Raw genomic sequence first — 18,092 nt, forward strand, 5'->3', positions numbered from 1 at the left:
GTCACCCTAGCGCGGGACCGGCGTCCACTCCTCGCTCTGCCGCAGCGGCGCCTTGAGCACCTTGCCGCCGGCGTTGCGCGGCAGCGGGTCGTCCAGCACCCGGATGAACTGCGGCACCTTGAAGTCGGCGAGCTGCGTGCGGGCGTAGGCGATGAGGTCGGGGATCAGATCGGCCTTCGACACCCCGGTGCGCGGCAGGACGACGGCGCCCACCTTCTCCCCCATCACGGGGTCCGGGACGCCGACCACCGCGACCTCGACGACGTCCGGGTGGGCGCACAGCGCGTTCTCCACCTCGACGCTGTACACGTTCTCGCCGCCGCGGTTGATCATGTCCTTGGCCCGGTCGACGATCCGCACCATGCCGTCGGTGAGGGTGGCCATGTCGCCGGTGTGCAGCCAGCCGTCGACGAAGGTCTCGGCGGTGCGCGCGGGATCGCCCCAGTAGCCGGCGACCACGTTCGGCCCGCGGATCAGCAGCTCGCCGACACCACGCTCCGACGGCCGGTCGATCCGCAGGTCGTTCACCGGCGCCGCGAAGCCCACCGAGTCGGCGTGCGCTTCGGCGTACTCGTGCGGCAGGAAGGTCGCCAGCGCCGACGTCTCGGAGAGCCCGAACCCGTTGCCCAGCCGCGCGTTCGGGAAGGCGGCGAGCAGCCGGTGCACCAGCTCGGGTGCCATCGGGGCGCCGCCGTAGCTGAGGGTGCGCACGCTTTCGACGTCGGTCTGCGCGAAGTCCGGGTGCCGCAGGACGAGCTCGTAGATGGTCGGCACGCTGGTGACCAGGTCGATGCGGTGCTCGGCGATCGCGCGCAGGAAGGCGGCCGGCTCGAAGCGGGGCATGATCACCGACGTCCCGCCGATGCGCGCCTGGGTCACCATCTGCGAGTTGCAGCCGGTGACGTGGAACAGCGGCACCGAGATCAGCGTCGCCAGCGGCTCGGCGGCGTCGCGGGGCAGCTCGCGGCAGCGGATCACGCTCTCCGCCGTCGTCAGGAAGTTCTCGTGCGTCGTCATCGCGCCCTTGGGCCGGCCGGTCGTGCCGCTCGTGTAGAAGAGCGCGGCCAGGTCGCTGTGTGCTGCGTCAGGCAGGTCGACGGGGTCGCCGTCCGGGAGTTCGCCGCCGATGACCAGCGCGGCACCCGAGTCGGCGAGGACGAACTCGACCTCGGCCTCGGCCAGCCGGGTGTTCAGGGGGACGACGACGGCGCCGGCGAGGTGCGAGCCCCAGAACGCGAGCACCCAGTCGAGCCCGTTGGGCAGCCGGACGGCGACCCGGTCACCGGGCCGCACCCCGCGTGCTCGCAGCCCACCGGCGACCCGCCGAGCCCGGTCCCACAGCTGGGCGTAGGTGGCTCGTGGGCCGCCCAGCTCGACGACGGCGGTGCGGTCCGGATGCCGCTGGACGGTGTCGTGGAGCATCGCGACGAGGTTGCGGTGCAGGCCCGTGTAGCGGCGGATGCCGTCGGCGCCCACCTCGATCCCGCTGGTGTCGAAGGGGCTCGGTGTCACGTCCGGCCATTGTGCGCCCGAGACCCGGGCCACTCTCAGACGCCGACGTGCAGCACCCCGCGGCCGCGCTCCTTGGCGGCGTACATGGCGGCGTCGGCGTCGTGCAGGGCCTGCTCGAACGTCGTCCCGGGGGCGGCCATGGCCAGGCCGATGCTGGCCGAGACGCGGACGGTCCGCCGTCCGACGTCCACCTCGTCGACCAGTGCGGCGGCGAGGCGGTGCCCGATCGTCGCCGCGGTGTCCCGGTCCAGTCCGGGGAGGACGGCGGCGAACTCGTCGCCGCCGAGCCGGCCGACGACGGCGTCCGGGACGTCGTCCAGGTGGTCGCGCAGCCGCTCGGCGAGCCGGACGAGCAGCTGGTCGCCGACCGCGTGGCCGCCGCGGTCGTTGACCTCCTTGAACCGGTCGACGTCGATGAAGAGGACGGCGCCGCCGTCGACGAGGGCGGCGCGGCCGGCGTCGAGGAGGTGCCCGCGGTTGGCCAGCCCGGTGAGCGGGTCCTGGCGGGCGATGCGGGTCATGGCGCGCCGCCAGCCGTCGGCGTCGGTGGCGATGGTGGTCAGCCGGTCGACGGTGTCGTGGAGGGCGAGCAGCTGGTCGGGGTCGGCGTCCGGGGTGAGCCGGCGGACGGCGGCGGAGAGCAGGTCGAGGATGTCCTCGAGCCGGCTGCCGGTGGCGACCGCCTCGAGGGCGCGGCCCTGCAGGGCGAGCAGTCGGGCGTCCCACTCGTGCGCGGCGACCTGGCGGCGCAGCGAGAGGACGGTGCGCACCAGGCGGACCTGGACGAGCAGGACGTCGAGCTCCTCGCTCGTGAAGGTGCGCGCCTCGTCGTCGAAGACGCCGAGCGAGCCGAGGACGAAGCCGTCCTCGTCGACGAGCGGGACGCCGAGGTAGGAGCGGATGGCGCCGGCCTGCACGGCGGGGTTGTCGCGGAAGACCGGGTGCTCGGCGGCGTCGGGGACCTCGAGGGTGGCGCCCATGGCGACGACGTAGGCGCAGAAGGAGAGCTCGTCGGGGACGTGGGAGTAGGCCGCGCCGACGCCGATCTCGGCCGGGAAGCACTGCAGGTCGGGGCCGACCAGGTTGATGATCGCGATCGGGGCGTCGAGCGCGCGGGCCATGTAGCCGACGACGGCGTCGAGGTCGGCGTCACCGGCGTGTCCGTGGAGGCGGTAGCTCTCGATGGCGGCGAGGCGGGCGGGGTCGGCGACGGCGGCGCGCGGACTCAGCACCGCGGCACCGTAGCTGCCGCGCGTCACGATTGATATACGCAGCGACACCGCGTCTTCGGGTGAACTGTCCACAGGTCGGCAGCGGGCAGGTTCCGGACCTGCGTAGTCTCCCCGGGACCGGTGATCGGACACAGGAGGACGACGGTGCGGCGGCGGAGCCTGCGGTTGGTGGCCGGACTCGCGGTGGCGGCCGCGCTCGTCGGCGGCTGCTCGAGCAAGCACGAGGCCAACGACACCCTGCCTAGCGCGTCGTCGACTGCAGCCTCGCCCACCCTCGAGCCACTCGGCCCCGCCGACTTCCCGGTCCCCGACGAGGCCCGCACCCAGGACGCCGCCGGCGCGAAAGCAGCCCTGCGGTACTACCTGGACCTCGTCACTCATCAACAGGCCAAGGATGGGGAACCTCTCAGAGCCCTGAGCCGCAATTGCAACCTTTGTCTTTCTCTAGCTGATCGCGCCGACAAAGACGCTGCGAGTGGGTACGAGGTCGAAGGCGGCAAGGCCACGATCACCAGCCTGAGCGAGCCGGCCATCTCGGGGCCTCATGCAGAGTTCAGCTTCTCGATCAGTCAATCCGCAGTAGAGGTCCGTGACCGTCAGGGCGTCCCCGTCCCCGATCGGGGTTCCGCCGAGATTCCCGCCCTTACCGGCGCGGCGGCAATGGATTGGAACGAGACCAAACAGGCGTGGATAGTCAGCTTTCTGTCGTTTGAGCGTTCATGATCCGTCGAATCTGTGCCGTCTTGGTCACGGTCATGGCCTCGTGCGGCGTGGCCGTCGCAAGCGCATCTGCTTGCGAGGTGTTTGACTGTCCACCCGAGCAGCCTCAGGTCGACTTTGGCCCTGGCAGCATCAATGCCAGCAGCGTAGGCGGCTCACCAGGTGAAGATTTCCGCGTAGCGAGTGCAGGCGCTAGTCCATATATGTACCACCTGCTCACTCCGTGCCAATTCACTGACCCGCGGAACGGCGGATGCCTGCCGGGCAATTTCACCTGTCCCGAGGCGCCCGGTCAGATAGTTGTCTACTACTACGTGCTGAGGCAGAGACTAGTTCAACCCGATCGACAACCAATTGATGGGCTACCACCAGCACCGACCGCCGAAGTGGGCACACCATATGGGCCCCCAGTTAATGAAGGCCCATCTTGCGTCGATGTAACAGCACTGAATCCGCCGCCGTCGCCGGATGAGGTGTTCCGCTACTTCCAGACCCTTCCGCTGCCGCAGCTGACCACGCGCCAGCAGCCGCCGGGCAACGCCCTCGTCGGGCTGCCGGTCATCTTCTGGACCGACTCCCCCACGACCCAGACCTTCACGGTCGACATCCGCGGCTTCCAGGTAGTCATCACCGCCACCGCGAGCGGCTACACCTGGCACACCGGCGACGGCGCCGACCTCACCACCGACAACCCCGGTCAGCCGTATCCGAACCAGACGATCACCCACGACTACCGCGCCGGCACCTACACCGCGTCCCTCACGACCACCTGGAGCGGGACCTTCACCGTCGACGGTGGCGCGAGCGCCGACGTCCCGGGCACCACGACCACCGACGGACCACCCGTCACCTTCACCGTCCTCCAAGCCCGGACGGTGCTCACCAACCCCTACGACTGACGCTAGTGCTCTGCCCATCCATGTGGGCAGAGCACTAGAAGGGCCGCCAAAACCCCAACTCTTACGGTCTTCCTGCCGCTCTTGCGGTCGTGCAGGACCGCGAAAGCGGGAGGAAAACCGCAAGAGTCGCGCGGCTCAGCGAGAAGGCCAGGAAGGCGAGCGGCCGGCCAGGCCCAGCAGGCGGTCCAGCGAGGGCGCCGACGGAGGCACCGGCACGACCGGGCCGAACTGGCCGTTGCGGAGCTCCTCGTTGCCCGGCTCGTTCATCTCGGTGACCAGGGCCAGGCACGCCTCCACCGACGCGGGGTCGGGCCGGTACTCCTGCCCGGTCGCCACCGCGAGGTCCCAGCCGTGGAGCAGCACCTCGTTGAGCGCGACGCCGCCCATCGCCGGTGCCGGCAGCGACGCCCCACCGACCGTCGCGAAGCCCTCCCACGCGATCGGGTCCCGCCACGCCGCGGCCAGCGCATCGAGCCGCGCCGGCAGCTCCGACCGCCACGACGGGTCGAGCGCCGACGCCGAGGCCGACGCACCGCCGTCCAGCGGCGTCTTCTCCGCGCCCATCCGGAACGCCAGCGACAGCCCCATCAGGTGGTCGAGCATCCCGGCCACCGGCGTCCCCTCGCACGGGGTCGGATCGTCGAGCTGGCCGTCCCGCACCCCCGTGACGATCCTGATCACCTCATCGGTCTGCGGACCGAGATCTAGCTGCATGAGAGAGAAGACCGGTGGGCCGGGCCGAAATCATCGCGGCCAGCGCATTCAGGTCCAGCCACTCCAGCAGGAACCGCGAGCCGTCCACGTCGACCACCGTCGCGTTCTCGGGGAGCCGACGTCGCACCGGGGAAGCCGTCATGTCGACATGACAGCAGGTCGATGTTGCCGACATGTCGACTCGTCGAGACGGTCCCATGACGCCCGGAACGCGGCGCCCGACTCGACGCGCACCAGGATCGTCCCCCGCCCGAGACGCAGGGGTAACGCCCCCGCAGGAAGGTCGCGTCCATGACGGCTCTGGACGACGCACCCCTCGTCGCGCTGTCGCGCGCGGCGGTTCTCGGCAGGCTGACTGCGGTGCTCGGTTTGGCGTCGGCCGCCGTCCATATCCTGGTGCTCGACACCGCCGAGCTCGGCAGCCTGGTCATGGTCGGCATGGCTGCCGTCTGCCTGCCCTGCGCCTGGCACCTCTGGCGGCACCCGACGCCCGCGGTCTGGGCGACGACCGCCACCCTCGACGCGGCGATGCTGCTGCTGCACGCGCAGATGCTGGCCGCTATGACGCATCACTCAGCGGCCCACCCGCACGGACTCATGTGGACCGGTCTCGCCCTCGTGACCAGCCAACTCGTCCTCGCCGGCGCCGCCGCGCTGCGCCGCTGAGAGAACTCGGAAACCACCCGTTCACCGCGTGAGCATCCGTTCACACAGACGGAAGAAAACGAGCAGAACGGCGGCAACAATCGAGGCCCAAGGTCCCCGTCATGGCGACCACGGCTCTCGAGTCCTCCCCCTCCGTCGCCGCTCCACGCATCGCCGTCGGCTCCTCCCCGTTGAGGAACAGCACGTTCGTCCGGCTGCTGCGCTTCGCGCTCGCCAACGTGCGCCGCCGCCCGGAGCGGTTCGTCCTCGCCACCTTCGGGATCGCCCTGGCGATCCTCTCGGTGACCGTCGTCCGCACCATCTCCGCGAGCTTCGCGATCACCGGCGACGAGACGGTCACCCAGGTCCTGGACGGCGCCCCGCTGTGGGTGGTCCCGGCCGAGGGGGTGCACTACGACAGCGACGTCGGGGCGATCGTCGCCGACGGACCCCCACCCGACCTGGCCGTGCCCGAGGGGTGGACGGCGAAGCGCACGCTCACCGACGCCTCCGGCGACGGCTGGTGGACGGTCACCCCGCCCGCCGCGGACGCCGACCGCCACGACCTCGGCCGGCTCCTCGGTGCGGCCACCGGACTGCCGACCACCACGAACCCCGCCATCCAGCCCGACGGCCGGCCGCTGATCTACGACGCCGTCGGCGGCAGCGGCGCGGTCACCTTCGAGCAGAAGTTCTCCGCCCTGTTCTCCGGCCAGGTCACCAGCTCGACGCTCGGCCTGATCAGCACGATCGGTCTGGTCCTCGGGTTCGTCATCGCGGTGTCGAGCTTCCTGGCCGCGGTCCAGGAGCGCCGCCGCGAGTTCGGGATCATGTCGAGCATCGGCCTGGCCGACGAGGTCCTCTACTTCTTCCTCGTCGAGTCCGCGCTCGTCTTCGTCGCCGCCTACGTCATCGGCATCAGCCTCGCCGCGGCCGCGGTCTGGCTGGTGATCCCGCAGATCGCCACGCCCGTCGCCTGGCTGCAGGCCGCCGGGACCGTCGCCGCCTACCTGCCGGCGATGGCGATCGTCGGCGCCCTCGTGCCCGTCCACCGGCTGCTGCAGCAGCGGCCGGTCCAGCTCCTGGGAGACACCGCGTGATCACGCACGGGCTGGCCTACGGCTGGCTGTCCACCCGCCGCCGCGTCCGGTCGATGGTCCTGCCGATCGTCACCACCGCCACCGGCGCGTTCCTGCTGGTGCTGGTGCTCGGCATGGCCTCGGGCATCAGCGAGCAGGCCGCCACCCTCGGCCACACCGACGAGATCCGCCGCGCCGTCGTCCTCATCGCGGTGACCGTGCTGCTGGTCGGCGTCGTCGAGGTCGCGGTCAGCACCACCCGCACCGTCGCCCACCGCACCCGGGAGCTCGGGGTCCTGGGCGCGACCGGGGTGCGGCGCCCGCCGGTGGTCGCTGCACTGCTCGTCGAGCCGGTGGTCGCGGCGGCGATCGGCGCCGTCGCCGGCGCCGTCCTCGCCGTCGCCGCGGCCGCGGTCATGGCGGTCACCGGCATGGCCGAGTCCGGCATCTCCGTCGGCGGGACGGCCCTCGGCGTCGTCCTCGCCGTCGTGGTCAGCCTCGTCGCCGCCGTCGCCACCAGCCTCGTGCCCACCTGGCGCGCCGCCTCCCGTCCGCCCATCCGATCCCTCACCGCAGGAGCCTGACGATGACGCTCATCGAAGACCGCACCAAGACCGCCGTCGTCCAGGTGACCGGCGCCTGGAAGCTGCACAAGCTGGGCGACGAGGTGGTCCGCGCGCTCGTCGATGCCGACCTGACCGTGATGCCGGGCGAGTTCGTCTGCCTGATGGGCCCGTCGGGCAGCGGCAAGTCCACCCTGCTCAACCTCATCGGGGGCCTGGACCGGCCGACGAAGGGCAGCGTCGTCATCAACGGCCAGGACACCGCGACGCTCACCGAGAGCCAGTTCGCCGCCCTGCGCCACGACACGATCGGCTACATCTTCCAGAGCTACAACCTGATCCCGTTCCTGTCCGCGGTCGAGAACGTCGAGCTCCCGCTCATGTTCGAGCCCTACGACCGCAAGGCTCTCCGCACGCGCGCGCTCGAACTGCTCGAGCTGGTCGGGCTCGGGCACCGGGTCGACCACGCCCCGCCCAAGATGTCCGGCGGCGAGCAGCAGCGCACCGCGATCGCGCGCTCGCTGATCAGCGACCCGCGGCTGATCCTCGCCGACGAGCCGACGGCCAACCTCGACCACCGGACCGGCGCCACCGTCGTCCGCCTGCTGCGGGACCTCTGCGCCGACCTCGGCGTGACCGTCGTCGCGAGCACCCACGACCCGACGGTCGCCGAGGAGGCCAGCCGCGTCGTCCGCATGAAGGACGGCGAGATCCAAGCCGCCTAGCCCCCCGCTCAGACAGGAGACAGCAGCATGGCCATCGACGCCGCACCGCCGGAGTCACCCACCACCGCTCGCGACAAGCTCATGACCACCGAGCTGGTCCCCGAACAGGTGCTGCCCAAGGTCCTCGGCACCTTCGGGCTCACCGCCACCTACGTCTTCATCATCTGCTGGCTGACCGGGTCGTCGGTCATGGCGACCGGCGGGTGGACGGCGATCCCCATGTGGATCCTCGGCATCCTGCTGTTCCTGCTGCCGGCCGGCCTGGCCGTCGCCGAGCTCGGCAACCTCTGGCCCGGCCAGGGCGGGGTCTACATCTGGGCCTACCGGACCATGAACGAGCCGCTGGCCTTCTTCGGCGGTTTCCTGTCCTGGATCCCGGTCATCCTCAACGGGGCCAGCTCGCCGGCGATCGTGCTGCAGCTGCTGCTGCTCGCCTTCCACGCGGAGATCGGGCTGACGCTGTCGATCATCCTGCAGCTGGTGATCCTCTGGGTCGTCATCGGGCTGGCGCTGGCCAAGCTCGCCGCGAACCAGAAGATCATGAACGTCACGTTCGTCGTGTACGGCGTGCTGACGGCGGTGATCTTCGTGGCCGGCGCCCTCTACGCGGCCAACCACGGCGGCCCGGCCACCGAGTTCAGCCTGCACGACACCCTCGTGCCCAACTTCGCCGTCGGCGGGTTCCTCTTCGGCACCGTGCTGCTCTACCTGGTCGGCGTCGAGACGCCGTTCAACATGGGCGCGGAGTTCCTGTCGGTGAAGCGCAGCGCCACCCGGATGATCCTGTGGGGCTCGCTGGCGCTGATCGCGATCTACCTGCTCACCACGCTGGGCACGATGATGGCGCTGCCCACCGCCGAGATCGACCCGGTGACCGGCGTCGTCGGCATGCTGGGCGTGGCCGGCTTCAGCGGCCTGATGGAGATCGCCGCGATCGTGCTGGCGGTCATCGTGTTCGTCGCGCTGGTGACCTACCAGGTCGCCTACTCCCGGCTGATCTTCGTCTCGGGCCTGGAACGGCACCTGCCGCGGATCTTCACCCACCTCAACCCGCGCACCCGCAACCCGGTGACCGCCGTCCTCGTCCAGGGCGCGATCTCCTCGACGATCATGGTGGCGCTGTTCAGCCAGTCCAGCCTGGCCAACGTCACCGTCTACCTGACCGGCGCGCTGTCGGTGGTCTGGCTGATCTCCGGCTTCTTCTTCTTCCTCCCGCTCCCGCTGGCGCGCCGGCAGTACGCCGACCGCTACGCCACCGAGCAGTTCTGGCGGATCCCCGGTGGCATGCCGGTCGTCTGGCTGGTCACCGTCGTCGGCTGCCTGGCCACCCTCGGCGGCGTCTACTACTCCTTCGCCACCCCGTGGATCGACGTCCCCACCGGCACCTGGATGACCTGGCTGGGCTCGATCAGCGCCGGCTGCCTGCTGGTCGGCCTCCTGGTCTACGTGTTCGGACGACGGTCGGCCCAGAAGCTCTCCGCCCCCGACGCCCTGGCCCACCTCGCGGTGCTCGAGCGCAAGCCCACCGAAACCGTCTGACCCTCCCGCAGAGACAGGAGCACGTTCCCCATGGCAGTCGACACCGCCCTCGCCGACCTCACCGACGGCTCGGGTCCGGCCATCCATCCGCTCGACCCGCTGACCGGCCCCGAGATCGAGCGCGCCGCCGCGATCGTCCAGGGCAGCGACCACACCTCCACCACCCTGCGGTTCGTGATGATCTCGCTGGCGGAGCCGCCCAAGCCGGCGGACCTGGTCTTCGACTCGATCCCGGCCCGCAAGGCCTTCGTCGTCAGCTACGACAACGCGCAGAAGATGATCTTCGAGGGGATCGTCGACCTCGACCTCGGCATGGTCGAGTCGTGGACGCCGGTCCCCGGCCGCTTCCCCTCCTACCTGGCCGAGCACATGGACGGCGTGGAGAAGGTCGTCCGCGAGGACCCGGGCTGGCAGGAGGCGATGCGCAAGCGCGGCGTCACCGACTTCGACCTGGCGATGATCGACCCCTGGCCGGCCGGCTACTACGGCGCCCAGGACCACTACGACAACTCGCCGCTGATCTGCCGCCCGCTGACGTTTCTGCGCTCGGCGCCGGGCGAGCACGGTTACGCCCGTCCGGTCGAGGGGCTGATCGTGCACTTCGACCTCGACGCCATGACCGTGCTGCACATCGAGGACCACGGCGTCGTCCCGCTGCCACCGACCGCCGGCAACTACTCCGAGCGGTTCATGTTCACCCCGGACAACCGCCCCGCGTTCACGCAGTTCCGCGACGACCTCAAGCCCATCGAGATCACCCAGCCGGAGGGGCCGAGCTTCACCGTCGACGGCTGGAACGTGACCTGGCAGAAGTGGTCGCTGCGGGTCGGCTTCAACCCGCGCGAGGGCCTGGTGCTGCACCAGCTCGCCTACACCGACCGCGGCGTCGAGCGGCCGATCATGTACCGCGCGGCGCTCTCGGAGATGGTGGTGCCCTACGGGGACACCTCGCCGACGCACTGGAACAAGAACGTGTTCGACATGGGCGAGGTCGGGATGGGCCTGATGGCCAACCCGCTGACCCTCGGCTGCGACTGCCTCGGCGAGATCTTCTACTTCGACGGCGTCGTCAACGACTCGCTCGGCAACGCGGTGACGATCCCGAACGCGGTCTGCATGCACGAGGAGGACTACGGCATCGCCTGGAAGCACACCGACTTCCGCACCGGCGAGGTCGAGGTCCGCCGCTCCCGCCGGCTGGTGATCAGCTTCATCGCCACCGTCGGCAACTACGAGTACGGCTTCTTCTGGTACCTCTACACCGACGGCAACATCGAGTACGAGATCAAGCTGACCGGGGTGCTCACCACCGGCGCGATCCCGGTCGGCCAGAAGCCGCGGTGGGGCAACCTGGTCGCCCCGGGCATCTACGGCCCGCACCACCAGCACTTCTTCAACGTCCGCATGGACATGACCGTCGACGGGCCGGACAACTCGGTGTACGAGGTGGACTCGGTCCCCGAGCCCGATCCCGGGCTCAACCCGCACTCCAACGCCTGGATCACGCGGGACACCCTGGTCGCCTCGGAGGCCGCCGGCGCCCGCGACTGGAAGTACGAGACCGCGCGCTACTGGAAGGTGGTCAACCCCTCGAAGGTCAACGAGCTGGGCAGCCCGGTCGGCTACAAGCTCATGCCGCGCGACGTCGTCCCGACGATGGTGCAGGAGGGCTCGGCGATCTACGACCGCGCGCGGTTCGTGCAGCACAACCTCTGGGTCACCAGGTACGACCCCCGCGAGCTGTACGCCTCCGGCGACTACCCGTACCAGTCACCGGACGTGCAGGGCCTGCCGGTCTACCAGGCGGACGACGCGCCGCTGGAGAACACCGACGTCGTCCTCTGGTACACCGTCGGCGCGCACCACATCGTGCGTCCCGAGGACTGGCCGGTCATGCCCTGCGCCTACGTCGGGTTCATGCTCAAGCCGGTCGGCTTCTTCGACGGCAACCCCGCGCTGGACCTCCCGCCGTCGGCCTCCTGCTCGCACTGCGGGCACGGCGCCTGCACCTGCGGGCACTCCGCCACCGACCGCGGGCTGCCCATGGCCGGGCACTGACGTCCCGCGGCGGCCGTCGTCCCCTCGTCAGCGGGGACGGCGGCCGTCGCGCGTCATGCCCACCGCGCCCAGCGCGGCGAGCAGCAGACCGGCGCCCAGGAAGGCCAGCGGGGGGCCGAGCGGGGTGCCGTCGTCCAGCAGGTACCACCCGAGGCCGGCCACGGCCCCGCCTGCCATCACCGTCAGTCCGGCAAGTCGCTTCACGCCCGTTCTCCTCCTCCATCTCGAGTCGGCAGCAGCCTGCGGTGCGGTGCTTGGCGGCTCCTTGGGCGGGACTAGCCTCGGATCCGTGGACGGCGGCGTCGTACTCGACCTGCCCAGCGCCGGCCCGGAACCACTCGCGATCGACACGGCGCTGGCCGCGGTCCTCGGCTACGCCCGCGGACGGCGACCTCTCTGGTTCCGCTCGCCGGTGTCTGCCGAGGGCCGTTGGGTGCAGGTGCTCGCGTTCGGCTACGAGCGCTTCGACGCCCGGCCGCGCACCGAGGGCCCGCTCGGCGACCCCGACGTCCTCACCGCCGAAGGCCTGCACGGGCGGCTGAACCGCGAGGACTGGACGACGGTCCGCAGGGCCCTCGACGACGCCGCACCGCTCGCCCAGGCCGCGGTCGACCGCGCGGACGGCCGGGCGTTCTGGGAGCTGCCCGCCGAGGAGTTCTCCGTGCTCGCCGAGCCCGGCACCGTCGGCGCCGCGCTGCGCGACCTCGGCACCCTGCCCGGCGTGCCCCCCGGCTACGTCCCCGCCGCGCTGCACCACCGCTGGCCGGCGCTCTTCCCGCTCGTGGCGCCGTCCACCCGCCGCCAGCTGTGGCCGCACCTCAAGGAGGGCGACAGCGGCATCGAGGCGGTGATCCACCGCGAGCTCCAGGCGCAGGCCGGCGGGTTCCACCGGCTCGAGGCCGCCGTCGCCGAGCACGGGCTCGCACTGACCCGGCTGCGCCTGCACGACGTCCTGCTGTGGCTGTCGGCCGGGCTGCGCCTGACCCACGCCACCGCGCTCGGCCGCGCGCTCGCCCCCGCCGTCAGCTGAGGAAGTTCGACAGTCCGCTCGGCACGTTGCCGCCGTTGCCCTGAGCGCCGTTGCGCCGGGCCTGCGTCGTCGCGACGAACAGCCCGATGAAGTCGACGACGACGCCGCCGAAGATCAGCCCGAGGCCGACCCCTTCCCGGGTGCCCACGAGCAGGGCGCCGGCGACGATCGCGGCTGCGCCCGCCAGCATCACGAGCAGACCGATGACCGCGTACTTGGACATGGAGTTCCTCTCGAAGAAGGTCAGCTGAGCAGGTCGAGGACGCCGTCGACGACCGTCGAGGCGGCGCTGTAGTCGGTCGTCCCCGTGGCCGGTCGGGCCGGGCCGGTGGACGGCGACGCGTCCTTGCCGAGCCAGGTCAGCAGGCCGCCGCCGAACGAGATCCCCACCCCGACGGCCGCCATCCCGAGGCCGTACTCGGCGGCCGCCGAGGGCGCGGCGATCCAGAAGACGACGCCCAGGGCCACGGCGCACCCGCCGCAGATCAGGACGACGATCCCGAAGAGCTTCGTCATCGACACGGGAGGAGCCTGCGGCTCGCCGCTTGCCCAGGGCTTGGGCCAGGCTTGCGGGCATGGCCGAGGAACTGCCCGCGGCGGTCAGCCGCGTGATCGAGGCGACCAACGCCGGCGACAGCGCCGCCTTCGTCGACGCGTTCACCGAGGACGGGTTCGTCGACGACTGGGGGCCGGGTATTCCGCGGCCACGCCGAGATCAGGCGCTGGGACGACGCCGAGAACATCGGCGTGCACGCCCGGTTCCGCGTCCAGGAGATCACCGTGGACGGCGACACCACCACCGCGCGCCTCGCGGTCAGCGGCGGCGGCTTCAACGGCCCGTCCACCTTCACCTTCGAGGTCGCCGGCGACCGGGTGCGGAGCATGCGCATCACGGGCTGACCGGCGGGGTTGAGAGCCCGCTGCCGGTTACCTGTCAACTTCCTGGCAGGCGGGTGCGACCCCGGTTGCTGAGCGCAACATCAGGTCGTCGTGGTGCGGAATTCGCAGTCCTGAGGAGGACGACCATGCACGATCACCCCGACCTCGCCGAACTCGGCGCCCGCATCAGCGCCGAGGAAGACGCCACCGCCGGCCGGAAGGGCGCGGAGACCGCGCGGACCGTGGAGGGAGCCGGCTCGATCGCCGATCCCGCTCCGCTCGGCCTCGCCGCGTTCGCCCTCACCACCTTCGTGCTCAGCCTGGTCAACGCGAAGTGGATGCCGGAAGCGACGGCGCCGATCGTCCTGGGGTTGGCACTGGCCTACGGCGGTCTGGCCCAGCTGCTCGCCGGCATGTGGGAGTTCCGCCGCGGCAACACGTTCGGCGCGACGGCGTTCGGCTCGTTCGGCGCCTTCTGGATCTCCTACTGGGCGTTCGTGACCTTCTACGCCGACAAGGTCCCCGCCGCCGACGCCGGCAAGGCGTCGGGCTGGTTCCTGATCGCCTGGGGCATCTTCACGACGCTGATGCTCCTGGGTTCGCTGCGCACCACGATGGGCCTGGTCGCCCTGTTCGCCCTGCTGGCCGCGACGTTCTACGTGCTCGGCGCCGGGGCACTGGCCGGGTCGTCCGGCGTCACCGTCGTCGGCGGCTACCTCGGGATCATCACCGCCGTCGTCGCCTGGTACTGCGCGGCGGCCGGTGTGCTGTCCTCGACGTTCGGGAGGTCCATGCTGCCGAACCCGCCGATGCGCTGACCCTCAGCCGCCCCGGCGCACCTCGTCCGGCGTCCGCCCGTACGCGGCGCGGAAGTTCCGGCCGAAGGTCGCCTGGTCGGTGAACCCCCAGGACGACGCCACCCCGGCGACGGTCACGCCCGCCCCGCCGCGCTGCAGGTCCCGGTGCGCAGCCTGCAGCCGCAGCCGGCGGACGTACCGCGCCGGGGTGTCGCCGCGGGCGGCGAACAGCGCGTAGAGCGACCGCGGCGAGAGGTAGGCGGCGGCCGCGATCCGCGCGGGGTCGAGCAGCGGGTCGCGCAGGTGCCGGTGCACGTAGGACGACACCCGCACCCAGGCGGCCTCCGACGAGGACGGCGACGCCGGCCGCAGCGCCCCGGCGAGCAGGTCGACCGCGGCGTCGGCCACCGGCAGCGCCAGCCGCGCGTCGAGGGCCTCCGCCGAGCGCATCGCCGTCCCCAGGAGGGCGGTGAGCAGGCCGACCGCCTCGCCGTCCAGCAGCCGGGTGCCCACGGCCGGCATCCGGGTCCGCGGCACCAGCAGCGTCCACTTGTGCAGCCGGCCGGGCACCCGGAAGCGCACGGCCTCGTCGCCCCGCCACACCAGCGCCGAGCCCGGCCGGACGACGTACCGCTCCCCCGCCACCTCCACCTGCTCGGCGCCGCCGCGCACGAACAGCACGCCGACGGCGTCCTCGGCGGTCGCGGCGAACTGGCTCCGCCCCCGGAACCCCGAGCACGGGCCGCACCGGCAGTCGACCAGCGCCAGGTCGCCCAGGCGGTAGCGGGTCAGCCCGTCGTCGTCCGCACCCTCCCCGTCCGGGGTGACCGACCACGGCAGGTGGGTGGCGCTCACCGCCTCGCGGAAGGCGTCGACGCGCTCGTCCGGTGGCAGCCGCGCCGGACGCCACCGCTGCGTCGCGAGGGCCATGGCGGGCATGGAAGCGCCCCGCCCTCCTCCAGCGCAAGGTCTGCGGGCAACGCCGTCCGCACTGCGGGGATCGTCGCGACGGCGGCCCGCGCACCCGGGCAGGGTCGCCGGCATGCGAGAGGACATCGAGTTCCGCACCGAGGACGGCGTCACGCTGCGCGGCTGGCACTACGCGCCGGACGGCGCGACCGGCCCCACGCCGCTCGTCGTCATGGCCCACGGCTTCTCCGCCGTGAAGGAGCACCTGCTCGACGACTTCGCCGGCTTCTTCTGCGACGGCGGCCTCGGCGTGCTGGTCTACGACAACCGCAACCTGGGTGCCTCCGACGGCACCCCGCGCGGCGAGATCGACCCCTGGCAGCAGGTCCGCGACTACCGGACGGCGATCACCTGGGCGCAGACCCAGCCGTGGGCCGACCCCGAGCGGATCGGCATCTGGGGCTCCAGCTACAGCGGCGCGCACGTGCTGGTCGTCGCCGCGCTCGACCGGCGGGTCAAGGCCGTGGTGTCGCAGGTGCCGCTGGTCAGCGGGCTGGCCAACGCGCGGCGGCTGATCCGCTCCGACCTGTTCGCCGCGACCCGGCAGTTGTTCGACGCCGACCGCGCGGCCCGCTACGCCGGTGCGGCGCCGCAGATGATGCAGGTCGCGTGGGAGAAGGACCCGGCCGAGCCCGCGGCGCTGCCAACCCAGGACACGCACGACTTCTTCTTCGGGCCCATCCAGGACCGCGCCCCCAACTGGCGCAACGAGGTCACGCTGCGCTCGGTGGAGATGTTCGTCGAGTACGAGCCCGGCGCCTACATCGCCGACATCGCCCCGACGCCGCTGCTGATGGTCGTCGCCTGCCAGGACCACCTGACCGTCGCCGACCTGTCGTTGGAGTACTTCGAGAAGGCCCGCCAGCCCAAGGAGCTGGTCGCGCTGCCGTGCGGGCACTTCGAGGCCTACGTCGGCGAGGCGTTCGCCGAGTCGGCGCCGCGGCAGCTCGCGTGGTTCCGCAAGTACCTGTGATCAGGGGACGGTGAACGCCGGCAGCAGGCCGCGCTGCGCCTGCAGCCGGTCCAGCTCGTCGAGGTGCCCCATCGCCCGGACGGCGAGCTGCCGGAAGCCGCCGCCGGCGAACGGGTCCGCCGCCCCGAGCCACTGGCGCAGCGCGTCGGCGACCACCGCGTAGCCGCTGTCGCCGGCGTCGAGCAACCGCTGCTCGGAGGCGTCGGCCGCGGTGCGCCGCCGCACCCGGACGGCGTCGGCCGGCGGTGGGTCGCCGAGTGCGCGGCGCAGCGCGGCGGCGCCGGCCGCGTGCGTGCCGCCGTCCTGGAGCACGTCCTGCGCGCCGTCCACGACCGCCGCCGACGGCAGCAGCCGCGCGTAGTTCCAGTCGACCGCGGCGGCCAGCGCCTCCTCGCGGGCGATCAGCGCCGGCGCGTCGGCCACGGTCGGCGGGGTCAGGTCGAGGACGCCGGCCGGTCCGGTGACCGCGGCCGCCCGGTCGAGCGAGGGGCTGCGACCGGCGTCCGCCAGCACCCGGCACACGCGGGACAGGTGGCGCATCTCGTCCTGCGCGATCGAGGCCGCCGCTCCCGCCGCGTCGCGGGCCGCGTCGGTGAGCGGCCCGCCGTCCTCCGGCGGCAGGTCCATGCCGAGGGCGCAGCCCACGGTGAGCCACTCGACGACCATCGCGTGCTCCACGGCCGCCAGGACCTCGAGCTCGTCGAGCAGCTGGTCAGGGGTCAGCAGGGTCGACTGGTCGGTGCTCACGGGCGTTCACCCCTCGTCCGGTCTGCCGATCCTGCTCCCTCGGGGGCCTCCGTGGCGGCCTGCTGAGCGTCCTCGTGCTCTGCCCACCGGCGGGTGGGCAGAGCACGAGGACCGACCGTCAGCGCGCCAGGTACGGGCGCAGGAACGCGTAGCTGTCCTGCGTGTCGACCCGCCACGAGTAGTCCGCGCCGTGGCAGGTGCCGCTGTTGCCGTACGAGACCACGGACACGATCTGGTTCGTGTTGTTCACGAAGACCGGGCCGCCGGAGTCGCCGAAGCAGGTGCCCCCGGTGCCGCCGGTCGCGCTGGGGTTGTTCAGCGTGTGCAGGTTGCCGGCCTTGGAGGAGTTGCCGTTGACCTCGACGATCCGCGAGGTGGACTTGTACCGGCTGTCGACCTCCATCGGCTTGGGCTCCACGGACTGGATGCCGTAGCCCACGTTCTCCACCAGGGCGTCGTTCGGGTTGCCACTGGAGTAGAGCCGCTCGGCGGTGCCGAGGGGGGCGAGCGCCCCGTAGGTGCTCATCCGCACGGCCTTGCTCAGCTCGACGACGCCGACGTCGTAGTTCGCCGGGAACGACGCGAAGTCGTCGTAGGACGGGTTCGGGATCGCCTTGCCCTGCACGAAGCCGTGCGTGTTCAGCCACGCGACGCGGGCCCGGTACAGGGACTGCTCGTCCGGGTAGTCGGCGCGCGCCGGCCAGCCGGCGAGCACGTCGGTGTCGTCGAAGGTCACCCACACGTCGGTGCCGCCGGTGTGCCCCGGCGTCGCCGCGCCCTTGGTGCCGACGGGGTAGGTGCAGTGCCCGGCCGTGAGGAAGGTGTTCTTGTCCAGCAGCGTGCCCGAGCAGCTGAACCAGCCGGGCTCGGACGGGTCGAAGAAGATCATGAACCCGACGTAGGGGTGCTCGCCGGCGTCCGGCTCCCCGTAGGTGATCGCCGACGCGGGACCGGTGGTCCAGAAGGCGGCGAGCAGGGCGGCGAACAGGACCAGACCGAGTCTGCGCATGC

21 protein-coding genes are annotated in these 18,092 nt (G+C 71.7%); 12 read left to right on the forward strand and 9 right to left on the reverse strand.

Going from position 1 to position 18,092, the window contains the following annotated elements:
* Positions 1–6 precede the first annotated feature (6 nt).
* Both GGQ55_RS01155 and GGQ55_RS01160 read right to left on the reverse strand, forming a co-directional pair.
* Positions 7–1,512, reverse strand: a complete 1,506-nt coding sequence (locus GGQ55_RS01155) for a class I adenylate-forming enzyme family protein (protein WP_366488513.1) — start codon at positions 1,510–1,512, stop codon at positions 7–9.
* A 35-nt stretch (positions 1,513–1,547) separates the two neighbouring features.
* Positions 1,548–2,744, reverse strand: coding sequence for a diguanylate cyclase domain-containing protein (locus GGQ55_RS01160; protein WP_179714734.1), 1,197 nt, complete (start codon positions 2,742–2,744; stop codon positions 1,548–1,550).
* A gap of 168 nt (positions 2,745–2,912) precedes the next feature.
* Here GGQ55_RS01160 and GGQ55_RS01165 point away from each other — a divergent pair, with 168 nt between their 5' ends.
* Positions 2,913–3,467 (forward strand): DUF6318 family protein, encoded by a 555-nt coding sequence (locus tag GGQ55_RS01165; protein ID WP_179714735.1) that lies wholly within the window; start codon positions 2,913–2,915, stop codon positions 3,465–3,467.
* 470 nt (positions 3,468–3,937) lie between these two features.
* Complete coding sequence (locus GGQ55_RS01170; RefSeq protein WP_179714736.1) at positions 3,938–4,363, forward strand: hypothetical protein; 426 nt, start codon at positions 3,938–3,940, stop codon at positions 4,361–4,363.
* A 135-nt stretch (positions 4,364–4,498) separates the two neighbouring features.
* On the opposite strand, the gene GGQ55_RS01175 is transcribed toward GGQ55_RS01170, so the two are convergent.
* A complete protein-coding gene (locus GGQ55_RS01175; RefSeq protein WP_179714737.1) occupies positions 4,499–5,077 on the reverse strand; it encodes a TIGR03086 family metal-binding protein in 579 nt (192 codons plus the stop codon).
* 291 nt (positions 5,078–5,368) lie between these two features.
* Here GGQ55_RS01175 and GGQ55_RS01180 point away from each other — a divergent pair, with 291 nt between their 5' ends.
* From GGQ55_RS01180 to GGQ55_RS01205, 6 genes are all read left to right on the forward strand, one after another.
* On the forward strand, positions 5,369–5,743 hold the full coding sequence (locus GGQ55_RS01180; RefSeq protein WP_179714738.1) for a hypothetical protein: 375 nt from the start codon (positions 5,369–5,371) through the stop codon (positions 5,741–5,743).
* A gap of 101 nt (positions 5,744–5,844) precedes the next feature.
* Complete coding sequence (locus GGQ55_RS01185; protein WP_179714739.1) at positions 5,845–6,822, forward strand: ABC transporter permease; 978 nt, start codon at positions 5,845–5,847, stop codon at positions 6,820–6,822.
* Complete coding sequence (locus GGQ55_RS01190) at positions 6,819–7,385, forward strand: FtsX-like permease family protein (RefSeq protein WP_179714740.1); 567 nt, start codon at positions 6,819–6,821, stop codon at positions 7,383–7,385. The genes GGQ55_RS01185 and GGQ55_RS01190 overlap by 4 nt, the downstream gene beginning before the upstream one ends.
* 2 nt (positions 7,386–7,387) lie before the next feature.
* Complete coding sequence (locus GGQ55_RS01195) at positions 7,388–8,089, forward strand: ABC transporter ATP-binding protein (RefSeq protein WP_179714741.1); 702 nt, start codon at positions 7,388–7,390, stop codon at positions 8,087–8,089.
* A gap of 27 nt (positions 8,090–8,116) precedes the next feature.
* On the forward strand, positions 8,117–9,628 hold the full coding sequence (locus tag GGQ55_RS01200) for an APC family permease (RefSeq protein WP_218859115.1): 1,512 nt from the start codon (positions 8,117–8,119) through the stop codon (positions 9,626–9,628).
* Between the two features lie 30 nt (positions 9,629–9,658).
* On the forward strand, positions 9,659–11,686 hold the full coding sequence (locus GGQ55_RS01205) for a primary-amine oxidase (protein WP_179714742.1): 2,028 nt from the start codon (positions 9,659–9,661) through the stop codon (positions 11,684–11,686).
* Between the two features lie 27 nt (positions 11,687–11,713).
* Here the strand turns inward: GGQ55_RS01205 and GGQ55_RS01210 are convergent, their stop codons facing one another.
* Positions 11,714–11,890 (reverse strand): hypothetical protein, encoded by a 177-nt coding sequence (locus GGQ55_RS01210; RefSeq protein ID WP_179714743.1) that lies wholly within the window; start codon positions 11,888–11,890, stop codon positions 11,714–11,716.
* Positions 11,891–11,975: 85 nt separating this feature from the next.
* Between GGQ55_RS01210 and GGQ55_RS01215 the strand changes: the two genes are divergently transcribed.
* Complete coding sequence (locus GGQ55_RS01215; protein WP_179714744.1) at positions 11,976–12,716, forward strand: hypothetical protein; 741 nt, start codon at positions 11,976–11,978, stop codon at positions 12,714–12,716.
* On the opposite strand, the gene GGQ55_RS01220 is transcribed toward GGQ55_RS01215, so the two are convergent.
* Positions 12,709–12,939 (reverse strand): hypothetical protein, encoded by a 231-nt coding sequence (locus GGQ55_RS01220; protein WP_179714745.1) that lies wholly within the window; start codon positions 12,937–12,939, stop codon positions 12,709–12,711. The two genes, GGQ55_RS01215 and GGQ55_RS01220, sit on opposite strands and share 8 nt — an antisense overlap.
* A gap of 20 nt (positions 12,940–12,959) precedes the next feature.
* On the reverse strand, positions 12,960–13,238 hold the full coding sequence (locus GGQ55_RS01225) for a hypothetical protein (protein ID WP_179714746.1): 279 nt from the start codon (positions 13,236–13,238) through the stop codon (positions 12,960–12,962).
* A gap of 225 nt (positions 13,239–13,463) precedes the next feature.
* On the opposite strand from GGQ55_RS01225, the gene GGQ55_RS26420 reads away from it, so the two are divergent.
* A complete protein-coding gene (locus GGQ55_RS26420; RefSeq protein WP_218859117.1) occupies positions 13,464–13,616 on the forward strand; it encodes a hypothetical protein in 153 nt (50 codons plus the stop codon).
* Between the two features lie 125 nt (positions 13,617–13,741).
* Positions 13,742–14,413, forward strand: a complete 672-nt coding sequence (locus GGQ55_RS01235; protein WP_179714747.1) for an acetate uptake transporter — start codon at positions 13,742–13,744, stop codon at positions 14,411–14,413.
* A 3-nt stretch (positions 14,414–14,416) separates the two neighbouring features.
* On the opposite strand, the gene GGQ55_RS01240 is transcribed toward GGQ55_RS01235, so the two are convergent.
* On the reverse strand, positions 14,417–15,322 hold the full coding sequence (locus GGQ55_RS01240; protein ID WP_179714748.1) for a helix-turn-helix domain-containing protein: 906 nt from the start codon (positions 15,320–15,322) through the stop codon (positions 14,417–14,419).
* Between the two features lie 112 nt (positions 15,323–15,434).
* Between GGQ55_RS01240 and GGQ55_RS01245 the strand changes: the two genes are divergently transcribed.
* The gene (locus GGQ55_RS01245) at positions 15,435–16,334 is read left to right on the forward strand and encodes an alpha/beta hydrolase (protein ID WP_179714749.1); all 900 of its coding nucleotides are present in this window, start codon (positions 15,435–15,437) and stop codon (positions 16,332–16,334) included.
* On the opposite strand, the gene GGQ55_RS01250 is transcribed toward GGQ55_RS01245, so the two are convergent.
* Both GGQ55_RS01250 and GGQ55_RS01255 read right to left on the reverse strand, forming a co-directional pair.
* Entirely contained in the window at positions 16,335–17,081 is a 747-nt protein-coding gene (locus GGQ55_RS01250) for a hypothetical protein (protein WP_179714750.1), read from the reverse strand.
* Between the two features lie 118 nt (positions 17,082–17,199).
* Entirely contained in the window at positions 17,200–18,090 is an 891-nt protein-coding gene (locus GGQ55_RS01255; RefSeq protein ID WP_179714751.1) for a trypsin-like serine protease, read from the reverse strand.
* Between the last annotated feature and the right edge of the window lie 2 nt (positions 18,091–18,092).

Source organism: Petropleomorpha daqingensis (genome assembly GCF_013408985.1).
Classification (GTDB): Bacteria; Actinomycetota; Actinomycetes; order Mycobacteriales; family Geodermatophilaceae; genus Petropleomorpha; species Petropleomorpha daqingensis.

Bases quoted from the DNA above. Each gene is read 5' to 3' on its own strand.
- GGQ55_RS01245 (WP_179714749.1), top strand. From the start codon at position 15,435: ATGCGAGAGGACATCGAGTTCCGCACCGAGGACGGCGTCACGCTGCGC.
- GGQ55_RS01180 (WP_179714738.1), top strand. From the start codon at position 5,369: ATGACGGCTCTGGACGACGCACCCCTCGTCGCGCTGTCGCGCGCGGCG.
- GGQ55_RS01240 (WP_179714748.1), bottom strand. From the start codon at position 15,322: ATGGCCCTCGCGACGCAGCGGTGGCGTCCGGCGCGGCTGCCACCGGAC.
- GGQ55_RS01195 (WP_179714741.1), top strand. From the start codon at position 7,388: ATGACGCTCATCGAAGACCGCACCAAGACCGCCGTCGTCCAGGTGACC.
- GGQ55_RS01205 (WP_179714742.1), top strand. From the start codon at position 9,659: ATGGCAGTCGACACCGCCCTCGCCGACCTCACCGACGGCTCGGGTCCG.
- GGQ55_RS01235 (WP_179714747.1), top strand. From the start codon at position 13,742: ATGCACGATCACCCCGACCTCGCCGAACTCGGCGCCCGCATCAGCGCC.
- GGQ55_RS01255 (WP_179714751.1), bottom strand. From the start codon at position 18,090: ATGCGCAGACTCGGTCTGGTCCTGTTCGCCGCCCTGCTCGCCGCCTTC.
- GGQ55_RS01175 (WP_179714737.1), bottom strand. From the start codon at position 5,077: ATGCAGCTAGATCTCGGTCCGCAGACCGATGAGGTGATCAGGATCGTC.
- GGQ55_RS01200 (WP_218859115.1), top strand. From the start codon at position 8,117: ATGGCCATCGACGCCGCACCGCCGGAGTCACCCACCACCGCTCGCGAC.
- GGQ55_RS01185 (WP_179714739.1), top strand. From the start codon at position 5,845: ATGGCGACCACGGCTCTCGAGTCCTCCCCCTCCGTCGCCGCTCCACGC.
- GGQ55_RS01220 (WP_179714745.1), bottom strand. From the start codon at position 12,939: ATGTCCAAGTACGCGGTCATCGGTCTGCTCGTGATGCTGGCGGGCGCA.